The following is a 16828-nucleotide window of genomic DNA, read 5'->3' on the forward strand; positions in this document are numbered from 1 at the left end:
ATGAGATTTATTCGGAAATCACTGTATACCCTACTGGCCCTGATTCTGGTGCTGGCAATTGCTACCTACTTTATTGCCCAGACCTCTTATGCCGCCAGATGGGTCAGCCAGTGGGTAACCGACAATACCCCTTACCAACTCTCACTGGACCATCTGGATTACAGTATTACCTCCCCCTATCAGTTAGTGCTCAATGATGTTGAGTTCAGCCAACAAAAACAGTCACCACTATTAAAAGCAAAAAAAGTAACGCTGGAACTGACTTCATCATTTTGGCAAACACCAATGTACTTTTCCGCGCTGGAATTGGAAGATGGCACCCTAAATTTATCGTCTAAAAATGCCATCGAACTGGCACCCGGCAGCGATCGCTTCCAGCTAAGAAATATGACGTTAAATGTTGATAGTCCTGAGCTCAGCCTGCAAGGGGAGAAGGTCAACGGCGGTATTATTCCCTGGACATTAACCAATAACTTTTTGCCAGAAAAAGATAATCGCTTTGAGTTTAGCGCCGATACGCTGGTCGTTAACGGTATTGATACCCATAAAGTTCTGGTTCAGGGTGAAGTAAAAGACCGTCAGATTCTGTTTAACAACGTTGGCGCTGATTTAGCTAACGGGCAGCTCACTGGCAACGGAAAACGCACCGCCGATGGCAAATGGCAGATAGAGAGTCTGCGCCTTAGCGAAGTGAAATATCAGAGCCATCTGGAGTTAGAGCAATTACTGGATCAGATTAATCAGCGTATCAGTAATACCGATATTAGCCTGAACCGTTTAGACCTGATTAATACCAATATTCAGGGGCCGGAATGGGCATTCAGTGATTTCACGCTGTCGATGAAAGACCTGGAGTTTATTAAAGGCCGCTGGCAGGCAACATCCGGTAGTGCGTTAATGAACGCCGCTGACATGATCTATAACGATAATCATCTGGTCAGTCCGGTGCTTAGCCTCGAGCTGGAAAATAACAGTGTCAAAATCAAACAGTTTAGCAGCCGCTGGCAGGATGGTTTAGTGCGCGCGACCGGTAACTGGCAGCGGGATACCCAAACTCTGACGCTGGATGACGTGGCGTTTACCGCATTACTTTATACCTTGCCTAAAGCGTGGCTGAGCCAGTTAAAACAGGTTCAGCCTGAATGGTTGCGTGAACTACACATCACTAAGCTGGCGGCAAACCGCAATATCCTGATTGATATTACCCCTGACTTCCCGTTCCAGTTCACCTCCATCGACAGTAACGGCAGTAACCTGTATCTGGTGAAAAACCGTCAGGTAGGGCTATGGGGAGGTACGCTAAGTTTTAACGCCTCTGATGCCACGCTAAATAAGATCGACCTGCGTCACCCATCTTTCACCCTTAACGCTACGCCAGAAACCATTACTATCAGTGACGTAAGTGCTTTCACTAAAGAAGGATTAATCGAAGCAAACGCCACGCTCAGTCAACAGCCGGAAAGAGCACTGAGCCTGACCCTTAATGGTCGTTCGGTACCAGTTGATATTCTGCAAAGCTGGGGATGGCAGGCCATCCCACTACAGGGCAACGGTACTATTGCCCTGCAGCTCAACGGTGATTTGATTGATAAACAAAGTGGAAAACCCGAGTTGAAAGGCAGTTTGAAAATGACTAATGATACCGGGCAACAACTAACGCAATATCCGGTAGGACAGAAGGATATTCCCGAAGAGCCTCAGGTGGTAACGCCAGCACCGATTATTGATCCTCCGGTAGCGCCAGTACCAGAGCAGGATACCCCGGAGGCCTCGCCGTTTGGGTAATTCTCTACCCTATTTACAAAAACACTGGGATCCAGCTGTCGGCTGAATCCCGGTATTCTGTTATAAAATTTAAATTATTCATGCCCTTCCGGTAAAACCATATAGGTTCCTTCAAACACACAACCTACATCTTGTTCACCAGAAACCGTTACTTCTAACTGAACCCGGGCTTTGCGTCCACGGGCAAGTCGATCCAGATCCCCCTTCATTGAATCCAGACTGGCTACTGCCGTTGGTCGACCGACGACCGGTTTCTGATAGCGAATATGGGCATCCACCAGCACGATAGAGCCTCCTAATTGGCGCTCCTGTAACAGCAACCAGATTAATCCACAGCCGGTTAACGTGGCTAAAGAGAACTGACTACCGGCAAAAATCGTATGGTGAGGGTTGGTATTTACCCCTTCCGGCATAGTAGTAATAAAACGCTGGCCGGTATACTGGCTGATACGAACCCCCATTTTTTCGCTCAGGGGAATATTTTGATACCAGGCATTTTGCAGTTGGGCACACCAGTCCGGGCGATGAAGAATATCATCCAGCGTTACAATAGGTTTTCTCATCAGGAAATGGCGTACTGGCGTGGTTTGCGGGGTAGTTATCTCACCCTGATTGGTAAATCCCAGTTTATCAAAGAAGGTCACTGTCTCTTCTCTGGCACTACAGACGATCCGTTTTACCCCTTCCTGACGCGCAATAGACTCCAGAGTCATCGCAATCAAGGTTCCTAACCCTTTACCGCGTACATTGGCTGCCACGGCCAGAAAGCGAATAGAGCCTTCATTATCGGCATTAATGTATAAACGGCCAACGGCAACCACTTTACCCTGAGTATCCACCACCATCTGATGGTGAGCTATCATGTCGTAGCCATCTTTTTCAGAGCCGACCGGTTGATTCAATGGTTTTCGCAGCATCTCCCAGCGAAACTGATAGTAGTCATTTAATTCCTGTTCCGTTAGCGGTACTCGCAGGTGGTACATAAAAGCTCTCTTAGTTTTATCTGTTTTATAGTGAAATGCTTTATTTCATCAATAACTGCTGATACTAAACCTGAAGGCTGAAAGTGACTGGCCCATCATTCACTAACGATACCTGCATATCTGCGGCGAAAATACCGGTTTCAGTAGTGATAATTCGGCGACAGCAGTCTGAGAAGTAGTTATATAGCCGTTCAGCATCCTGTGGAGTCGCGCCACGAGAGAAACTGGGCCGCATGCCCTTCTGGGTATCAGCCACCAGCGTAAACTGAGAAACGACCAATACGCTACCACCAGCCTGTTGTACGTTAAGGTTCATTTTGCCCTGATCGTCACTGAAAATACGATAGCCTAATACTCGTTCGCACAGACGTTCCGCTTTTTCATTGGTATCGTCTTTTTCTACACCCAGTAATATCAGCAGCCCTTTATTTATTGCGCCGACCACCTCACCGCCGACCACCACATCAGCACGAGTTACCCGTTGAATTAATGCCATCATTGCTCTGTTGTTCCTGAATCATTATTAGTGTTGTTATTGGCTTCATAATCTTCACGCAGCTTGCGATATACCCCTAGCGTAACTGTCACTTCTGCACCAAAAAGTACAATACACCAACTAAGGTATACCCAAACAAATAAAATCGGAATCACGGCCAGCACGCCATAGATCAACTGGTAGGCAGGGAACATGGTGACATACATACCAAACCCTTTCTTCCCCAGTTCAAACAGTAGTGCGGCTACCAGTGCACCAATGCCAGCATCTCTGGTAGGAACCCGTTCCGTTGGCACAATGCAATACAGTATCCAGAATGAAACAAAAGAGAGGATCAGCGGAAAAATTCGCAATATCCGATCGACGATGCTACCCATATCACCATCATGAAACCAGCTCAGGGAAAGGAAGTAAGAACTGATCGCCATACTCGCCCCTGCCATTAACGGCCCGAGGGTGAGAACCATCCAGTACACAGCGAAAGAATAGATCATCGGCCGTTGACGTTCACTGTGCCAAATTGCATTGAGTGCCGTATCTACCGAGCCAATCAATAGCAGTGAGGTGACAATCAATCCACAGATACCAATTGCCGTCATTTTATTAGAGTTAGCCACAAACCGTTCCAGATAGGCCTGAATTGTCTCACTGGCGGCAGGAACAAAGTTATTAAACACAAAGGCTTTAAGCTGAATACTCACTTCAGCAAACATCGGAAACAGGGCAAACAGAGAAAACACCACAGTAATCAGTGGTACCAGAGACAACAGGGAAACATAGGCTAAATTACCTGCCATCATTTGCAGGCGATCTTCATTGGCCCTGGCCCAAAGCAGTTGCGCATAAGCAACTATTGGTTTAATTCTCTTTGGACCCCGGACATGGGATAGATGTGACATAAGATACTCGCTTTCTATCGAATCGCCTTTTCCTTTAAGATAGTCGGATAATGACGATACAGGCCAGCTTACTTCACCAATAAGGTAAAGAAACTGACCCGTTTAGCATTCAAGATATTAACTTAATTTGTGCCAAAATATTCCGGGATAACTGTCTTATCAACCACATGCACGGTATTAATTCCCAGCGCTTCGGCAGCAATAATATTATCGTAGTTATCATCAAAGAAAATCGCATGCTGAGGAGCAACGCCTTCCTGTTGTAAAACATGACGATAAATATCAACCTCAGGTTTACGCATGCCTAATTCCTGAGATAAATAGACACGATCGGCAGATTCACTCACCTTCGGGTACTGTTCCGGCCAATAGCGGCAATGCAACGCGTTGGTGTTCGATAAAACGACCACCCGATTACCCTCTTTACGCAGGCGACGCATAATCTCCAGCACTTCATCACGCTGACCGATAAAGATAGCTTGCCAACCCGCTTCAAACTGTTCGAAGCTTAGCGTTAGTCCCATCTCTTCGCACAATTGTGATGCAAACTCTTCATCACTGATTTCACCACGTTCGTGCAACTCAAACGGTTTACCCATAGTAAAACGCTCGCTTAAGGTGGCTAAAGGCACACCGCTTAAGTTACTCCAAACTCCCAGTACGCGTTTAAAGTCTATATCGACAATCACATTCCCTAAATCAAAGATATACAACATGATGTGCACCTGCATGATTTGATGGTTTGTCCCAATACTACGCTACCACAGTTATCCCTAACTGAGCATGACAATGTCAGTAAAATCTAAATAAAAATCAGTAATCTTTCTATTTATATTAGTTGGTTAGTCAGACAAGAGTAAATCATCCGGATTAATTATTTAGCGATAATAATTAATGCATATTGGCTCGTTAGGATATAATTAATACTCGCTCCATGGGGTGACTCAAGATAGGTTAATTTGAGTGCAATACAGGCACCACACGGACAAATTAAGGATGATTAGGGTATAACTCCGCACTGGTTTATACCCACGGTTTCATATAATTCAGGAGTAACAGGTAATGGGTTTGTTAGATCAATTAGGCGGTATGCTGGGCGGTAACAGCAGTAACAATAGCGGTTCCGTTGATTACATGGCAATTCTTCAGTGGGTTGAACAGCAAGGCGGCATTTCCGGCCTGTTAGACAAATTCCGTCAGGGCGGCCTGTCTGAAGTGGTTCAGTCATGGATCGGTACTGGGGCTAACCTGCCAATCTCCGGACAGCAAGTTCAGGATATTATCAGCAAGGTCGCTTTGCAGCAGTTATCCTCTAAGTTAGGTATGGGCAGTCAGGAAACTTCCGGCATTATTGCTCAATTCTTACCGGATATTGTTGATAAACTGTCGCCAAAAGGCGAGGTACCCGCTAACCCTGACTTAATGTCTCTGGGTATGAGCCTGCTGAAAAGCAAACTATTCGGTTAATTCAACTGAATCATCGTTGCGGTATAGGTTTATACTTGCCGCAACGAAATCCTTCCTTCGCTACATCACCTCTATTCCTCCCAAAAATCATAATATCACTGCGTATACCTGAATCTGTTTGGTGAAAGAGTGGTGATTGCTGTTCGCGAAAAAAAATTAAAAAAAGAAAAGGGCAATAAATATTGCCCCTTCAGATTTAATACTTCGGGCAATATTCATTGCCGCTATTTGAACAACCGATAATCAGGTAACTAATCAGTCTTCTTTCGGGCCACGGTTAGCACGTTTACGGTCGTTTTCAGTCAGATGACGTTTACGAATACGTATAGAAGTCGGTGTTACTTCAACCAGTTCATCATCATCGATGAATTCCAGAGCTTGCTCCAGAGACATCTTCACAGGAGGAACTAAAATTGTTGCTTCATCAGTACCTGACGCACGCATGTTGGTCAGTTTTTTACCGGTTAAGCAGTTCACTGTCAGGTCGTTAGAACGTGAGTGAATACCGATGATTTGGCCTTCATACACTTCTGCGCCATGACCCAGGAATAACTTACCGCGATCCTGCAGGCTGAACAGTGCGAACGCGACTGCTTTACCCTGACCGTTAGAGATCAGTACACCGTTCTGGCGCTGACCGATTTCACCCGGACGCACATCATCATAATGACTGAAGGTTGAGTACAGTAAACCGGTACCTGAAGTCATGGTCATGAATTCAGTACGGAAGCCAATCAGGCCACGAGCCGGAATCAGATAATCCAGACGAATACGACCTTTGCCGTCCGGAACCATATTCTTCACATCGCCCTTACGCTCACCCATGGCTTGCATGACTGAACCCTGATGCTGTTCTTCAATATCCAGCGTCACGTTTTCGAACGGCTCTTGTTTACGACCATCAATTACCTTGTTGATAACTTTAGGACGAGAAACAGCAATTTCGAAACCTTCACGACGCATATTTTCGATCAGAACTGACAGGTGAAGTTCACCACGGCCTGATACGCGGAATGCATCAGCATCTTCAGTTTCTTCAACGCGCAGTGCAACGTTGTGCACCAACTCTTTGTTTAAGCGGTCGAGGATTTGACGTGAAGTCACGTACTTACCTTCTTTACCACAGAACGGAGAGGTGTTTACACAGAAGTACATGGTAACGGTTGGTTCATCAACGGACAGTGCTGGTAAAGCTTCTACGCTTTGAACATCACAAACGGTATCAGAAATATTCAGTTCACCCAGACCGGTGATAGCAATAATATCGCCCGCTTCAGCAACTTGCGATTCGATACGTTCCAGACCCATATGGCCCAGTACTTTACCGATTTTACCATTGCGAGTTTTACCTTCACTGTCAATAACAGTGACTTGCTGGTTAGGTTTAACCTTACCGCGCTTGATACGACCGATGCCAATAACGCCAACATAGTTGTTGTAGTCTAATTGGGAAATTTGCATCTGGAACGAACCGTCACTATCGACGTCCGGTGGAGCAACGTGTTTAACGATGGCTTCAAACAGGGGATCCATGTTGTCCGTCATTTCGTTATGGTCGTTACCCGCGATACCCATTAATGCAGAAGCATAAATAATCGGGAAATCGAGCTGTTCGTCGGTGGCGTCAAGGTTAACGAACAGGTCAAACACCTGATCAACAACCCAGTCAGGACGCGCGCCAGGACGGTCAACTTTGTTAATTACCACGATAGGTTTCAGACCGTTAGCAAATGCTTTTTTGGTCACGAAACGCGTTTGCGGCATTGGGCCGTCCATTGCATCAACAACCAGCAACACCGAGTCAACCATTGACATTACGCGCTCTACTTCGCCACCGAAGTCGGCGTGTCCCGGAGTATCAACGATATTGATGCGATAACCGTTCCAGGTAATGGCGGTGTTTTTAGCCAGAATGGTGATCCCACGTTCTTTTTCGAGGTCACCGGAGTCCATAACGCGCTCGGTAGCTTCGTTACGTTGTTCCCCTAAAGTTCCTGACATTTGTAGTAGCTTATCAACCAGGGTCGTTTTACCGTGGTCTACATGCGCGATAATAGCGATGTTACGTAGATTCTCAATCACAGATTTGCCTCAGGCATTAGAAATAGCGCGTTATTGTACACACTTTAGACGAACTACTAAACAAGATCACAAAGATCTGTCAAAAACAACCAACGGCTGGACAGTTTGTGATCTCATTCACGGTAGAAAATGTCTATATAAAAAGCGATTTGCACCAAATTAAGTCATGAGTCATGGTCAATGCACTAATTTAGTGCATTATTTGGTGCAAAAAATTGTTTTTCGTTCATACTCAGAAGTCATAGCCGCTACAGACTGCTATTTAATCGACCGGAATAAAAACTGGCACGATTATAGCATAACTTTAGCCCATGGCACCGATGCCAAATTATGACTCGATAATAACAGCCAGCGGGAGAACACCAATGTCCACAGAACATGTTTTGACGATGCTTAATGAGCACGAAGTGAAGTTTGTCGATTTGCGTTTTACCGATACTAAAGGTAAAGAGCAACATATTACTATCCCGGCTCATCAGGTTGATGCAGACTTTTTCGAAGACGGAAAAATGTTCGATGGCTCATCCATTGGCGGCTGGAAAGGTATCAACGAATCTGACATGGTATTAATGCCAGATCCAAGCACTGCACTTATCGACCCATTCTTTGACGACACAACGCTGATTATTCGCTGTGACGTTCTTGAGCCAGGCACCATGCAAGGCTACGAGCGTGACCCGCGTTCCATCTCTAAACGTGCTGAAGATTTCCTGCGTTCTTCCGGTATTGCCGACACCGTACTGTTCGGGCCAGAACCTGAGTTCTTCCTGTTTGATGATATTCGTTTCGGCAACTCTATTGCCGGTGCTTATTATCATATCGATGATATCGAAGCGGCGTGGAATACCGGCACCAAATACGAAGGTGGCAACAAAGGCCATCGTCCTATGGTTAAAGGTGGTTACTTCCCGGTTCCACCGGTTGATTCATCACAAGATCTGCGCTCTGCCATGTGTCTGACCATGGAAGAGATGGGTCTGGTAGTTGAAGCTCACCACCACGAAGTCGCAACCGCTGGTCAGAACGAAGTGGCTACCCGCTTCAATACCATGACCAAAAAAGCTGACGAAACCCAAATCTACAAATACGTGGTGCATAACGTTGCTCACGCGTTTGGTAAAACAGCCACCTTTATGCCTAAGCCATTAGTGGGCGATAACGGTTCAGGTATGCACTGCCATATGTCACTGGCTAAAAACGGCACTAACCTGTTTGCCGGCGACAAATACGGCGGCCTGTCTGAAATGGCGCTGTACTATATCGGTGGTGTTATCAAACATGCTAAAGCGATTAACGCACTGGCGAACCCAACCACCAACTCTTATAAGCGTCTGGTTCCAGGATTCGAAGCACCGGTTATGCTGGCTTACTCAGCGCGTAACCGTTCTGCATCAATCCGTATTCCAGTCGTTGCCAGCCCGAAAGCGCGCCGCATTGAAGTGCGTTTCCCGGATCCTGCGGCTAACCCATATCTGGCATTTGCTGCGCTGCTGATGGCCGGTCTTGACGGTATCATCAACAAGATCCATCCGGGTGAAGCCATGGATAAGAACCTGTATGACTTACCAGCAGAAGAAGCGAAAAACATTCCTACCGTTGCAGGCTCTCTGGAAGAAGCCCTGAACGCGCTGGATGCTGACCGTGAATTCTTAACCCGTGGCGGTGTGTTCACTAACGATGCTATCGACGCTTATATCGAGCTGAAGCAAGAAGAGATGAACCGCGTACGTATGGCTCCGCATCCACTGGAGTTTGAACTGTACTACAGTGTGTAATAGCGAAGTATCATATCGCTGTTATCTACGTTAGGGTTTGAGCCCATCATTTGATGGGCTTTTTTCACCTGACCACATTGCGGGGCTTTTTTGAAGGTTTAATACAGCTTATCAAATGATGCCCCAATTTAGTGCAAAGGAGCCACTAATGGAAAACCCAGCGCTGCCGGATACCGAGCAAATTCTTAACTCACAGATCACCTGTGTATTAATTCTGGATTTTTCATTAGCCATTCAATACGCCAACCCTGCTGCTCAGCAGTTGCTGGTGCAAAGTTCCCGTAAGCTGTTTGGTACCCCACTACCCAATCTGGTCGATTATCTTTCATTAGATGTTGATCTGATGTGGTCAAGCCTGCGCGAAGGCCAGGGGTTTACCGATAACGAAGTGACTATGGTGGTGGACAGCCATCTCCATGTACTGACCCTCAGCGCCCAACTTCTGGCAGATGAGCATATTCTGATGGAACTGTCGGCGCTGGATAATCACCGACGTCTGAGTCAGGAACAATTGCAGCACTCACAACAAACCGCAGCAAGAGAGCTGGTACGTGGATTGGCTCATGAGATTAAAAATCCATTAGGGGGACTTCGCGGGGCGGCTCAACTGCTGGCGAAAGCCTTACCCGACCCTGCACTGGTAGAATATACCAAAGTTATCATTGAACAGGCTGACAGGCTGCGTAACCTGGTAGACAGGTTGCTTGGGCCACAGCATCCGGGTCAACGGGTAGTACAGAATATTCATCAGGTCTCCGAACGAGTGTATCAGTTACTGGTACTGGAAAAGCCGGATAATGTCGCTATCGTTCGCGATTATGACCCAAGTATGCCGGAACTAATCCACGACCCGGAACAAATTGAACAAGTGCTGTTAAATATCGCCAGAAACGCCATGCAGGCGCTGGGGCAATCCGGTGGTTCCATTACCTTAAGAACCCGCACGGCCTCACAAATGACGCTGCACGGCATTCGCTATCGCTTATGTGCCCGAATTGATATTGAAGATAACGGCCCCGGTATTCCGCCACAGTTACAAGATACTATCTTCTACCCGATGGTTAGCGGACGTGAAGGCGGCACCGGCCTTGGTTTATCCATTGCCCGTAGTCTGATTGATCAACATCGGGGAAAAATTGAGTTTAACAGTTGGCCAGGCCACACCGAATTTTCGGTGTTCCTGCCCATTCGTCAGTGAGGGTTACTATGAGTCAAGGTACAGCCTGGATTGTTGATGATGACAGCGCCATTCGCTGGGTATTGGAGCGGGCACTAACCGGCGCCAATATGCAGTGCACCAGCTTTGATTCTGCTGACGAAGTTCTGATTGCGCTGGAAAAGCGAGCACCGGATGTATTGATATCTGATATCCGCATGCCGGGTATTGATGGGCTGGCATTGCTGCAAACCATCAAACAAAAGCACCCTTTGCTACCGGTTATTATTATGACGGCGCATTCTGATTTGGATGCGGCTGTCAGCGCCTATCAGTTTGGCGCCTTCGACTATTTGCCTAAGCCTTTTGATATTGATGAAGCCGTTGCGCTAACCGAGCGGGCAATCAGCCACTACCGGGAGACTCGCCAGCCGGAACGGGAAATTCAAAACAGCCGTCCCACCACTGATATTATTGGTGAAGCCCCTGCCATGCAGGACGTATACCGTATTATTGGTCGTCTTTCTTTGTCATCTATTAGTGTTTTGATCAACGGTGAGTCCGGTACGGGTAAAGAGTTGGTGGCTCATGCTTTGCATCGCCATAGCCCTCGCGCCAACGGTAAATTTATCGCTCTGAATATGGCAGCAATTCCTAAGGATCTGATTGAATCAGAGCTGTTCGGTCATGAGAAAGGCGCATTTACCGGTGCTGGTCAGGTTCGTCAGGGGCGATTTGAGCAAGCCGATGGTGGTACCTTATTTTTAGATGAAATTGGTGATATGCCGCTGGAAGTTCAAACTCGTCTGTTACGAGTTCTGGCTGACGGACAGTTTTACCGCGTAGGCGGCTATGAACCTATCAAAGTCGATGTACGCATTATTGCCGCGACCCACCAGAATCTGGAACTGTTAGTCAAAGAACATAAATTCCGCGAAGATTTGTTCCATCGCCTTAATGTTATCCGCATCCATTTGCCTCCATTACGTGAGCGCAGAGAAGATATCCCACGTCTGGCACGCCATTTCCTGCTGATTACTGCACAGGAGCTGGGGGTTGAGGCCAAAATTCTACATCCGGATACCGAACTGGCCCTGAGCCAAATGACCTGGTCAGGTAACGTTCGTCAGTTGGAAAATACCTGTCGCTGGTTAACGGTAATGGCCGCTGGCAAAGAGGTATTGCCGCAGGACTTGCCGGAAGAGTTGTTTGTTTATGATGAGCAGGCCCCGGAATCCCACGCCTCCGCCGCCACATTCGATGGCCACTGGACAGTAGTATTGGAAAAATGGGCCGAGCAAGCCCTCTCTTCCGGCAAAGAAGATCTGTTGTCCGAGGCGTTGCCCGATATGGAACGCGTGTTGTTATCAGTTGCTTTGCGCCATACTCACGGGCATAAACAAGAAGCGGCTCAGCTACTTGGCTGGGGCAGAAATACTCTAACGCGTAAACTGAAAGAACTGGATATTGAATAACCGGTTCTGACCGGCATGGATGCCGGATTAAAAAGTTTTTTTAATGTAATCCAGTCCGCATTTTTTCCGTCAAATTCTGATATTCTTGGCGCAAATCATCAAACCTACACTTCAGATACTTCTGGTGAAAATTTGTACTTTACAGATTTCATCACCTGCGTATTATGACGACAATATTATTTCTCCAGGTCAGTACGGAGCAGGATCATGCTGGAAAACTTAGCTAATTTATTTAACTTCAGCACCGAAGTCGGTGCAATGACAGGGCAGTCACCTCAAACCGCTTTTGCAGCTATCTTGTGCGTGATTATGTTTGTTCTATTCTCCTGATTTCCTCTTGTTTCACTGGAGGATAAACAGGATTAACAGAAGATAAAAATAATGGGAAAGGTCAACGGAACATGCCTGTGCGGCAGCGTAAAATTTGAAGTTTCTCTGGAAGATTATCAGGTATCTGCCTGCCAGTGCTCAATGTGTCGTCGCTGGGCTGGAGGAATTTTCCTCTCTCTTGATGTCAAAAACTCTCTTGTTATTCGAGACCCGTCAGGTTTAAAACACTATAAATCCTCAGACTGGGGGCAGCGCGGTTTTTGTGAACACTGCGGAACCTCTCTGTTCTGGCAAACCGCAGACGGTGAGCAGACCTATGTGACTTACTCTTCTCTGGAACTGAGTGAATCGGAACTGGATAAGCTAAAACTGACCGCCGAGATCTTTGTTGATAACCAACCGAAGTTTTATTGTTTTGGGAATAAGACGAAGAGGTTAACGGGGGAGGACGTGATGAAACTCCTGCAAGAGAATAAAGAAATTTAGTTTTACGTCCTCAGTGCTTACTACATGGTGTTATCTCTTGACCTTTTATTGAGCACTGGAATTCAGCCGACAACTGAGAGAGGGTAGCACGCCAAACATGGATGTTTGGCGAGGCACTGCTTCGCCGGGAGCGAATCAGTGCAGGGGCGTTCGCTTAACGCCCCTGCTCGGCCACTTACCCTACAGCCAATTAAAACACTGCTCTGTTAGTGGATGAAATTTACTCCGAGCTAAATTCAAATGCCTTTGAATTTCTATAACAATAAGTTAAATAACCCTCGAGAACTGTTGCCGCCGTGCTTGCTGCCGTAAATAAACGTCAAAACACATGCAGATATTGCGGATCAATAAGCGGCCTTTGCCGGTTACGTCGATACCTTTGTCATCGATTGTGACTAACCCATCTTTTTCCAGCGGGAGCAGCAGTTTCAGGTCTTCGGCAAAATATTCCGCAAAGCGGATATTGTGCGCTTTCTCGATCGGAGCAAAATCCAGGCTGAAGTTACAAATCAGGGTTTTAATCACGTCGCGGCGGATGCAGTCATCTTCCGTCATTGCCAGACCTTTCCACAGCGCATTGCCTTTCTCTTCAACGCTGGCGTAGTAAGCCTTCAAATCTTTCTGATTCTGAGCGTAAGTATCACCAATCATACTGATGGAAGATACACCCATGCCCAGTAAATCGCTGTCACCATGAGTGGTATATCCCTGGAAGTTGCGGTGCAAATGCCCTTCTCGCTGAGCAATAGCCAGTTCATCATCCGGACGAGCAAAGTGGTCCATTCCAATAAACTGATAACCATCGTTGGTTAATGAACTGATGGTTTCCTGCAGGATCTCCAGCTTTTCATTTGCCGAAGGTAAATCGTGATCTTTAATTTTTACCTGTGCCGCAAAACGGCTGGGTAAATGTGCATAGTTAAATACACTCAGGCGATCCGGGCTCAGTTCAGCCACGCGCTGTAGCGTAAAGGCAAAGCTTTCCGCCGTCTGCTTGGGTAATCCATAAATCAGGTCAATATTGGTGGAACGGAAACCCAGTGCCTTAGCGCGATTGATCAGAGCAAAAATAAACTCCTCATCCTGTTCGCGGTTTACCAGACGCTGCACTTCTTTATTAAAGTCTTGTACGCCCATACTCATACGGTTAAAACCTTCTGAACGCAGGTGATCCAGAATATCCAGCTCGATTTCCCGTGGGTCAATTTCAATAGAAATTTCAGCATCCGGTTGGAAGTTAAAATGCTGGCGCAGCATTCCCATCAGTCGGGTAATTTGCTGTTGGTTCAAATAGGTTGGCGTGCCTCCGCCCCAGTGCATCTGCGAGACCTGGCGGTTAGCAAACAGCGGAGCGCGATGACGAATCTCTTGTTCCAGTACCTCAAGATACTGCTCAACTTTATGCCCCTGACGGGTGACAATCTTGTTGCAGCCGCAGAAATAACAGAGCTTGTGGCAAAAAGGAATATGAATATAAAGAGAGAGAGGGCGCTCAGGATATCGGGCAACCGCCGACAGAAAATCGCTTTCTCCATACTGCTCACTAAATTCAAGCGCCGTTGGATAAGAAGTATATCTGGGCCCGGAATAGTTATATTTCTGAATAAGGGCCAGATCCCAATCAATCATCTGCGTCGACATTTGCTCACTCCGTCTTATTTGTTTTGTCTCCCCGATCGTTTATTTACGTTTTTTATAGTACTGCTTTTTCTAATACCGGGGGTTTTGGCTGAACGCCAACGGTGTTTCAGTTGGTTCAGCCATAATAGTCTACCTAATAACCAGACCAGATAACATGCCAGCATCACACCTGGTAACAGGAATACTAACTGCATTTTTTGGTTATTTATTCTTGGGGACTGTTTCTTTTGAGCAGTTTGACAATATCTTCTTTCTGCTCTTGAGGTTCATCCAGCATATCGTCTTCATCATCGCCTAAATCTATCCCTAAAATAGACATCAGCTCATCAATACGATCGAGGGTATTGTCGACGTAGCGCTGATCTTCAGCCGACAGTTTTTTGCCATCATCAATCGCATCAAGTAACTCATTCAGGCGATCGTCATTTTCCAGCAGGGCTAATTCTTGCTCTGGCGGTACGCTGGTCGCTTTTGGCGGTTTAGGTGCCTTAGGCTTAGCCACCACAGCCTGATTACCTTCAACAATCAACGGAACCGGCGTTTTACTGCCGATACGAGGATCTTTAAAAGCCCCGCCGGATTTCTGATTTTTCCCGGACTGGGAATCAACATTAGTACGCGCACCCGCTGAATTACCCCGGTGTTTTTTCGCACGCTTACGCGCCCGAGCCTCGGCATCAACTTCTTCACGACTTTTACGCTTTGCTTTGACAACTTTATTGTTGCCCTTAGCGGTATTTTGCGGCTGCTTCATAGCGAATTCTCTAAAGTGGAGATATTGGGTCGGAATCTAGCAGAAACCAAGAAAAAAGGCGACAGAGTTATCTGTCGCCTTAGTGTCGAACCATTAAAGGAAAAATTATTTCCTAATCTCATCCCTGTGAACAAACAACGTCCCGGTCTATCCTTTTGTTATTTTTCCAGTCCCTGGTAGTGCCCTTGTTCTCTTCCTGGAGAAACATGCTCATCCCTGGTGCTGTCCTTAGCTCTTGCTCTTCCTGAACTACGCTTCTGCGTATCCTGACGTCCTTATCCGTGTTACTATCCTGTATCACGCTACCTAATTCCGTTAGGTATTTCCCTCTGACTCTGTAAACATCATCCTGATGTTTCCATGAGATTCACATCCTGTGAATTTCTGTCCTGATGCATCCCCTTGCTTGATGTGTACTTTACTATTCTGCTCCAGCTAAACAAGTAACTAACTGGTATTAATACTAGGTATTTTCTGTCCTACAAAATAACTGGCTGATAATAAACATGTTAAATTACAGGGCTAATTAAAAAAGAGGACATTGCCCTACTTTTCTATGGCAAATGTCTCACAAGGGTTAGCTGGCTATTACTACAATATCTGCTAGCTAGCGTGAAAATTGACAATAAACTCACCCTTTCTTACGGAAGGCAGTATAATTGCCAGCCAAATTTGCTATTCGCGGAGACGAACGTTTTGACACTGAAAAACTTTAACTATCATAAGACACATTTCGTCACCAGCGCTCCGGACATTACCCATTTGCCTGTTGATTTTGGTATTGAGATCGCCTTTGCTGGTCGATCTAATGCCGGAAAGTCCAGCGCCCTGAATACGCTGACCAATCAAAAGAACCTGGCGCGCACCAGTAAGACACCGGGACGAACTCAGCTAATTAACCTGTTTCAGGTTGAAGAGAATCTTCATTTAGTGGATTTACCGGGCTATGGTTATGCCGAAGTGCCGGAAGAGATGAAACGTAAATGGCAGCGCGCGCTGGGTGAATATCTGCAAAAGCGTGAATGCCTCAGAGGTCTGGTGGTATTGATGGATATCCGCCATCCGCTAAAAGATCTGGATCAACAGATGATTCAATGGGCAGTAGACGTAGAGCTACCGGTCATGATTTTACTGACTAAAGCCGACAAGCTGGCCTCCGGCGCCCGTAAAGCTCAACTTAATATGGTACGCGAAGCAATTTTACCGTTTCAGGGGGATATACAGGTCGAGATGTTCTCATCCCTGAAGAAGCTGGGAGTTGATAAGCTGCGCTTGAAACTGGATGAATGGTTTAATCTGGATTTTGATCGTAGTGATGAAGAGTTTGACGATCAGCCCGCCGAGTAAACCCCGCCTTTTCTTTCCTGAATTTCAGATAAAAAAACGCCCCATTCAAACGAATGGGGCGGCTAATATAAAGCCAATCCTATTACAGGGTTGAAAAATAGAACATCTTACCTCTGTACCCTACAGCGCTAACTCTACTCCATTTCTCACAC

Annotated in this window: 15 protein-coding genes; 8 read left to right on the forward strand and 7 right to left on the reverse strand. The window is 46.5% G+C overall.

Annotated features, from left to right (window positions below; translation table 11 throughout):
• Nucleotides 1-1785, forward strand: coding sequence for an AsmA family protein (locus I2494_RS07880; protein ID WP_218467537.1), 1785 nt, complete (start codon nt 1-3; stop codon nt 1783-1785).
• A 74-nt stretch (nt 1786-1859) separates the two neighbouring features.
• On the opposite strand, the gene fabY is transcribed toward I2494_RS07880, so the two are convergent.
• From fabY to yihX, 4 genes are all read right to left on the reverse strand, one after another.
• Nucleotides 1860-2768: a fatty acid biosynthesis protein FabY gene (gene fabY, locus I2494_RS07885; RefSeq protein ID WP_218467538.1), complete on the reverse strand. Its 909-nt coding sequence runs from the start codon at nt 2766-2768 to the stop codon at nt 1860-1862.
• A gap of 64 nt (nt 2769-2832) precedes the next feature.
• The gene (dtd, locus tag I2494_RS07890) at nt 2833-3267 is read right to left on the reverse strand and encodes a D-aminoacyl-tRNA deacylase (RefSeq protein WP_218467539.1); all 435 of its coding nucleotides are present in this window, start codon (nt 3265-3267) and stop codon (nt 2833-2835) included.
• Nucleotides 3264-4163 carry a virulence factor BrkB family protein gene (locus I2494_RS07895; RefSeq protein ID WP_218467540.1) on the reverse strand — a complete coding sequence of 300 codons (900 nt, stop codon included), beginning with the start codon at nt 4161-4163 and terminating at the stop codon, nt 3264-3266. The genes dtd and I2494_RS07895 overlap by 4 nt, the downstream gene beginning before the upstream one ends.
• Nucleotides 4164-4285: 122 nt before the next feature.
• Complete coding sequence (gene yihX, locus I2494_RS07900) at nt 4286-4879, reverse strand: glucose-1-phosphatase (protein ID WP_218467541.1); 594 nt, start codon at nt 4877-4879, stop codon at nt 4286-4288.
• A 346-nt stretch (nt 4880-5225) separates the two neighbouring features.
• On the opposite strand from yihX, the gene I2494_RS07905 reads away from it, so the two are divergent.
• Nucleotides 5226-5630 (forward strand): YidB family protein, encoded by a 405-nt coding sequence (locus I2494_RS07905; RefSeq protein WP_218467542.1) that lies wholly within the window; start codon nt 5226-5228, stop codon nt 5628-5630.
• A 255-nt stretch (nt 5631-5885) separates the two neighbouring features.
• On the opposite strand, the gene typA is transcribed toward I2494_RS07905, so the two are convergent.
• A complete protein-coding gene (typA, locus tag I2494_RS07910; protein ID WP_130590004.1) occupies nt 5886-7712 on the reverse strand; it encodes a ribosome-dependent GTPase TypA in 1827 nt (608 codons plus the stop codon).
• A 365-nt stretch (nt 7713-8077) separates the two neighbouring features.
• On the opposite strand from typA, the gene glnA reads away from it, so the two are divergent.
• From glnA to I2494_RS07935, 5 genes are all read left to right on the forward strand, one after another.
• The gene (glnA, locus tag I2494_RS07915; protein WP_130590003.1) at nt 8078-9487 is read left to right on the forward strand and encodes a glutamate--ammonia ligase; all 1410 of its coding nucleotides are present in this window, start codon (nt 8078-8080) and stop codon (nt 9485-9487) included.
• Nucleotides 9488-9635: 148 nt separating this feature from the next.
• Entirely contained in the window at nt 9636-10685 is a 1050-nt protein-coding gene (gene glnL, locus I2494_RS07920; protein ID WP_218467543.1) for a nitrogen regulation protein NR(II), read from the forward strand.
• An 8-nt stretch (nt 10686-10693) separates the two neighbouring features.
• Nucleotides 10694-12118, forward strand: a complete 1425-nt coding sequence (gene glnG, locus I2494_RS07925) for a nitrogen regulation protein NR(I) (protein WP_218467544.1) — start codon at nt 10694-10696, stop codon at nt 12116-12118.
• 207 nt (nt 12119-12325) lie between these two features.
• Nucleotides 12326-12448 (forward strand): YshB family small membrane protein, encoded by a 123-nt coding sequence (locus I2494_RS07930; protein ID WP_140920480.1) that lies wholly within the window; start codon nt 12326-12328, stop codon nt 12446-12448.
• 51 nt (nt 12449-12499) lie between these two features.
• Nucleotides 12500-12934 (forward strand): GFA family protein, encoded by a 435-nt coding sequence (locus I2494_RS07935; RefSeq protein WP_218467545.1) that lies wholly within the window; start codon nt 12500-12502, stop codon nt 12932-12934.
• A gap of 267 nt (nt 12935-13201) precedes the next feature.
• Here the strand turns inward: I2494_RS07935 and hemN are convergent, their stop codons facing one another.
• Together hemN and yihI are read right to left on the reverse strand one after the other, a co-directional pair.
• Nucleotides 13202-14575, reverse strand: a complete 1374-nt coding sequence (gene hemN / locus I2494_RS07940; protein ID WP_218467546.1) for an oxygen-independent coproporphyrinogen III oxidase — start codon at nt 14573-14575, stop codon at nt 13202-13204.
• Between the two features lie 205 nt (nt 14576-14780).
• Entirely contained in the window at nt 14781-15329 is a 549-nt protein-coding gene (yihI, locus tag I2494_RS07945; RefSeq protein WP_218467547.1) for a Der GTPase-activating protein YihI, read from the reverse strand.
• Nucleotides 15330-16025: 696 nt separating this feature from the next.
• Here yihI and yihA point away from each other — a divergent pair.
• Entirely contained in the window at nt 16026-16676 is a 651-nt protein-coding gene (gene yihA, locus I2494_RS07950; protein WP_218467548.1) for a ribosome biogenesis GTP-binding protein YihA/YsxC, read from the forward strand.
• Nucleotides 16677-16828 lie beyond the last annotated feature (152 nt).

Source organism: Limnobaculum allomyrinae, assembly GCF_016649425.1.
GTDB lineage: Bacteria > Pseudomonadota > Gammaproteobacteria > Enterobacterales > Enterobacteriaceae > Limnobaculum > Limnobaculum allomyrinae.

What these genes read in the sequence shown, in the direction of transcription:
- I2494_RS07905 (WP_218467542.1), top strand. Translation starts at nt 5,226, where the DNA reads ATGGGTTTGTTAGATCAATTAGGCGGTATGCTGGGCGGTAACAGCAGT.
- I2494_RS07880 (WP_218467537.1), top strand. Translation starts at nt 1, where the DNA reads ATGAGATTTATTCGGAAATCACTGTATACCCTACTGGCCCTGATTCTG.
- fabY (WP_218467538.1), bottom strand. Translation starts at nt 2,768, where the DNA reads ATGTACCACCTGCGAGTACCGCTAACGGAACAGGAATTAAATGACTAC.
- glnA (WP_130590003.1), top strand. Translation starts at nt 8,078, where the DNA reads ATGTCCACAGAACATGTTTTGACGATGCTTAATGAGCACGAAGTGAAG.
- yihI (WP_218467547.1), bottom strand. Translation starts at nt 15,329, where the DNA reads ATGAAGCAGCCGCAAAATACCGCTAAGGGCAACAATAAAGTTGTCAAA.
- yihX (WP_218467541.1), bottom strand. Translation starts at nt 4,879, where the DNA reads ATGTTGTATATCTTTGATTTAGGGAATGTGATTGTCGATATAGACTTT.
- dtd (WP_218467539.1), bottom strand. Translation starts at nt 3,267, where the DNA reads ATGATGGCATTAATTCAACGGGTAACTCGTGCTGATGTGGTGGTCGGC.
- I2494_RS07930 (WP_140920480.1), top strand. Translation starts at nt 12,326, where the DNA reads ATGCTGGAAAACTTAGCTAATTTATTTAACTTCAGCACCGAAGTCGGT.
- glnG (WP_218467544.1), top strand. Translation starts at nt 10,694, where the DNA reads ATGAGTCAAGGTACAGCCTGGATTGTTGATGATGACAGCGCCATTCGC.
- hemN (WP_218467546.1), bottom strand. Translation starts at nt 14,575, where the DNA reads ATGTCGACGCAGATGATTGATTGGGATCTGGCCCTTATTCAGAAATAT.
- glnL (WP_218467543.1), top strand. Translation starts at nt 9,636, where the DNA reads ATGGAAAACCCAGCGCTGCCGGATACCGAGCAAATTCTTAACTCACAG.
- I2494_RS07895 (WP_218467540.1), bottom strand. Translation starts at nt 4,163, where the DNA reads ATGTCACATCTATCCCATGTCCGGGGTCCAAAGAGAATTAAACCAATA.
- I2494_RS07935 (WP_218467545.1), top strand. Translation starts at nt 12,500, where the DNA reads ATGGGAAAGGTCAACGGAACATGCCTGTGCGGCAGCGTAAAATTTGAA.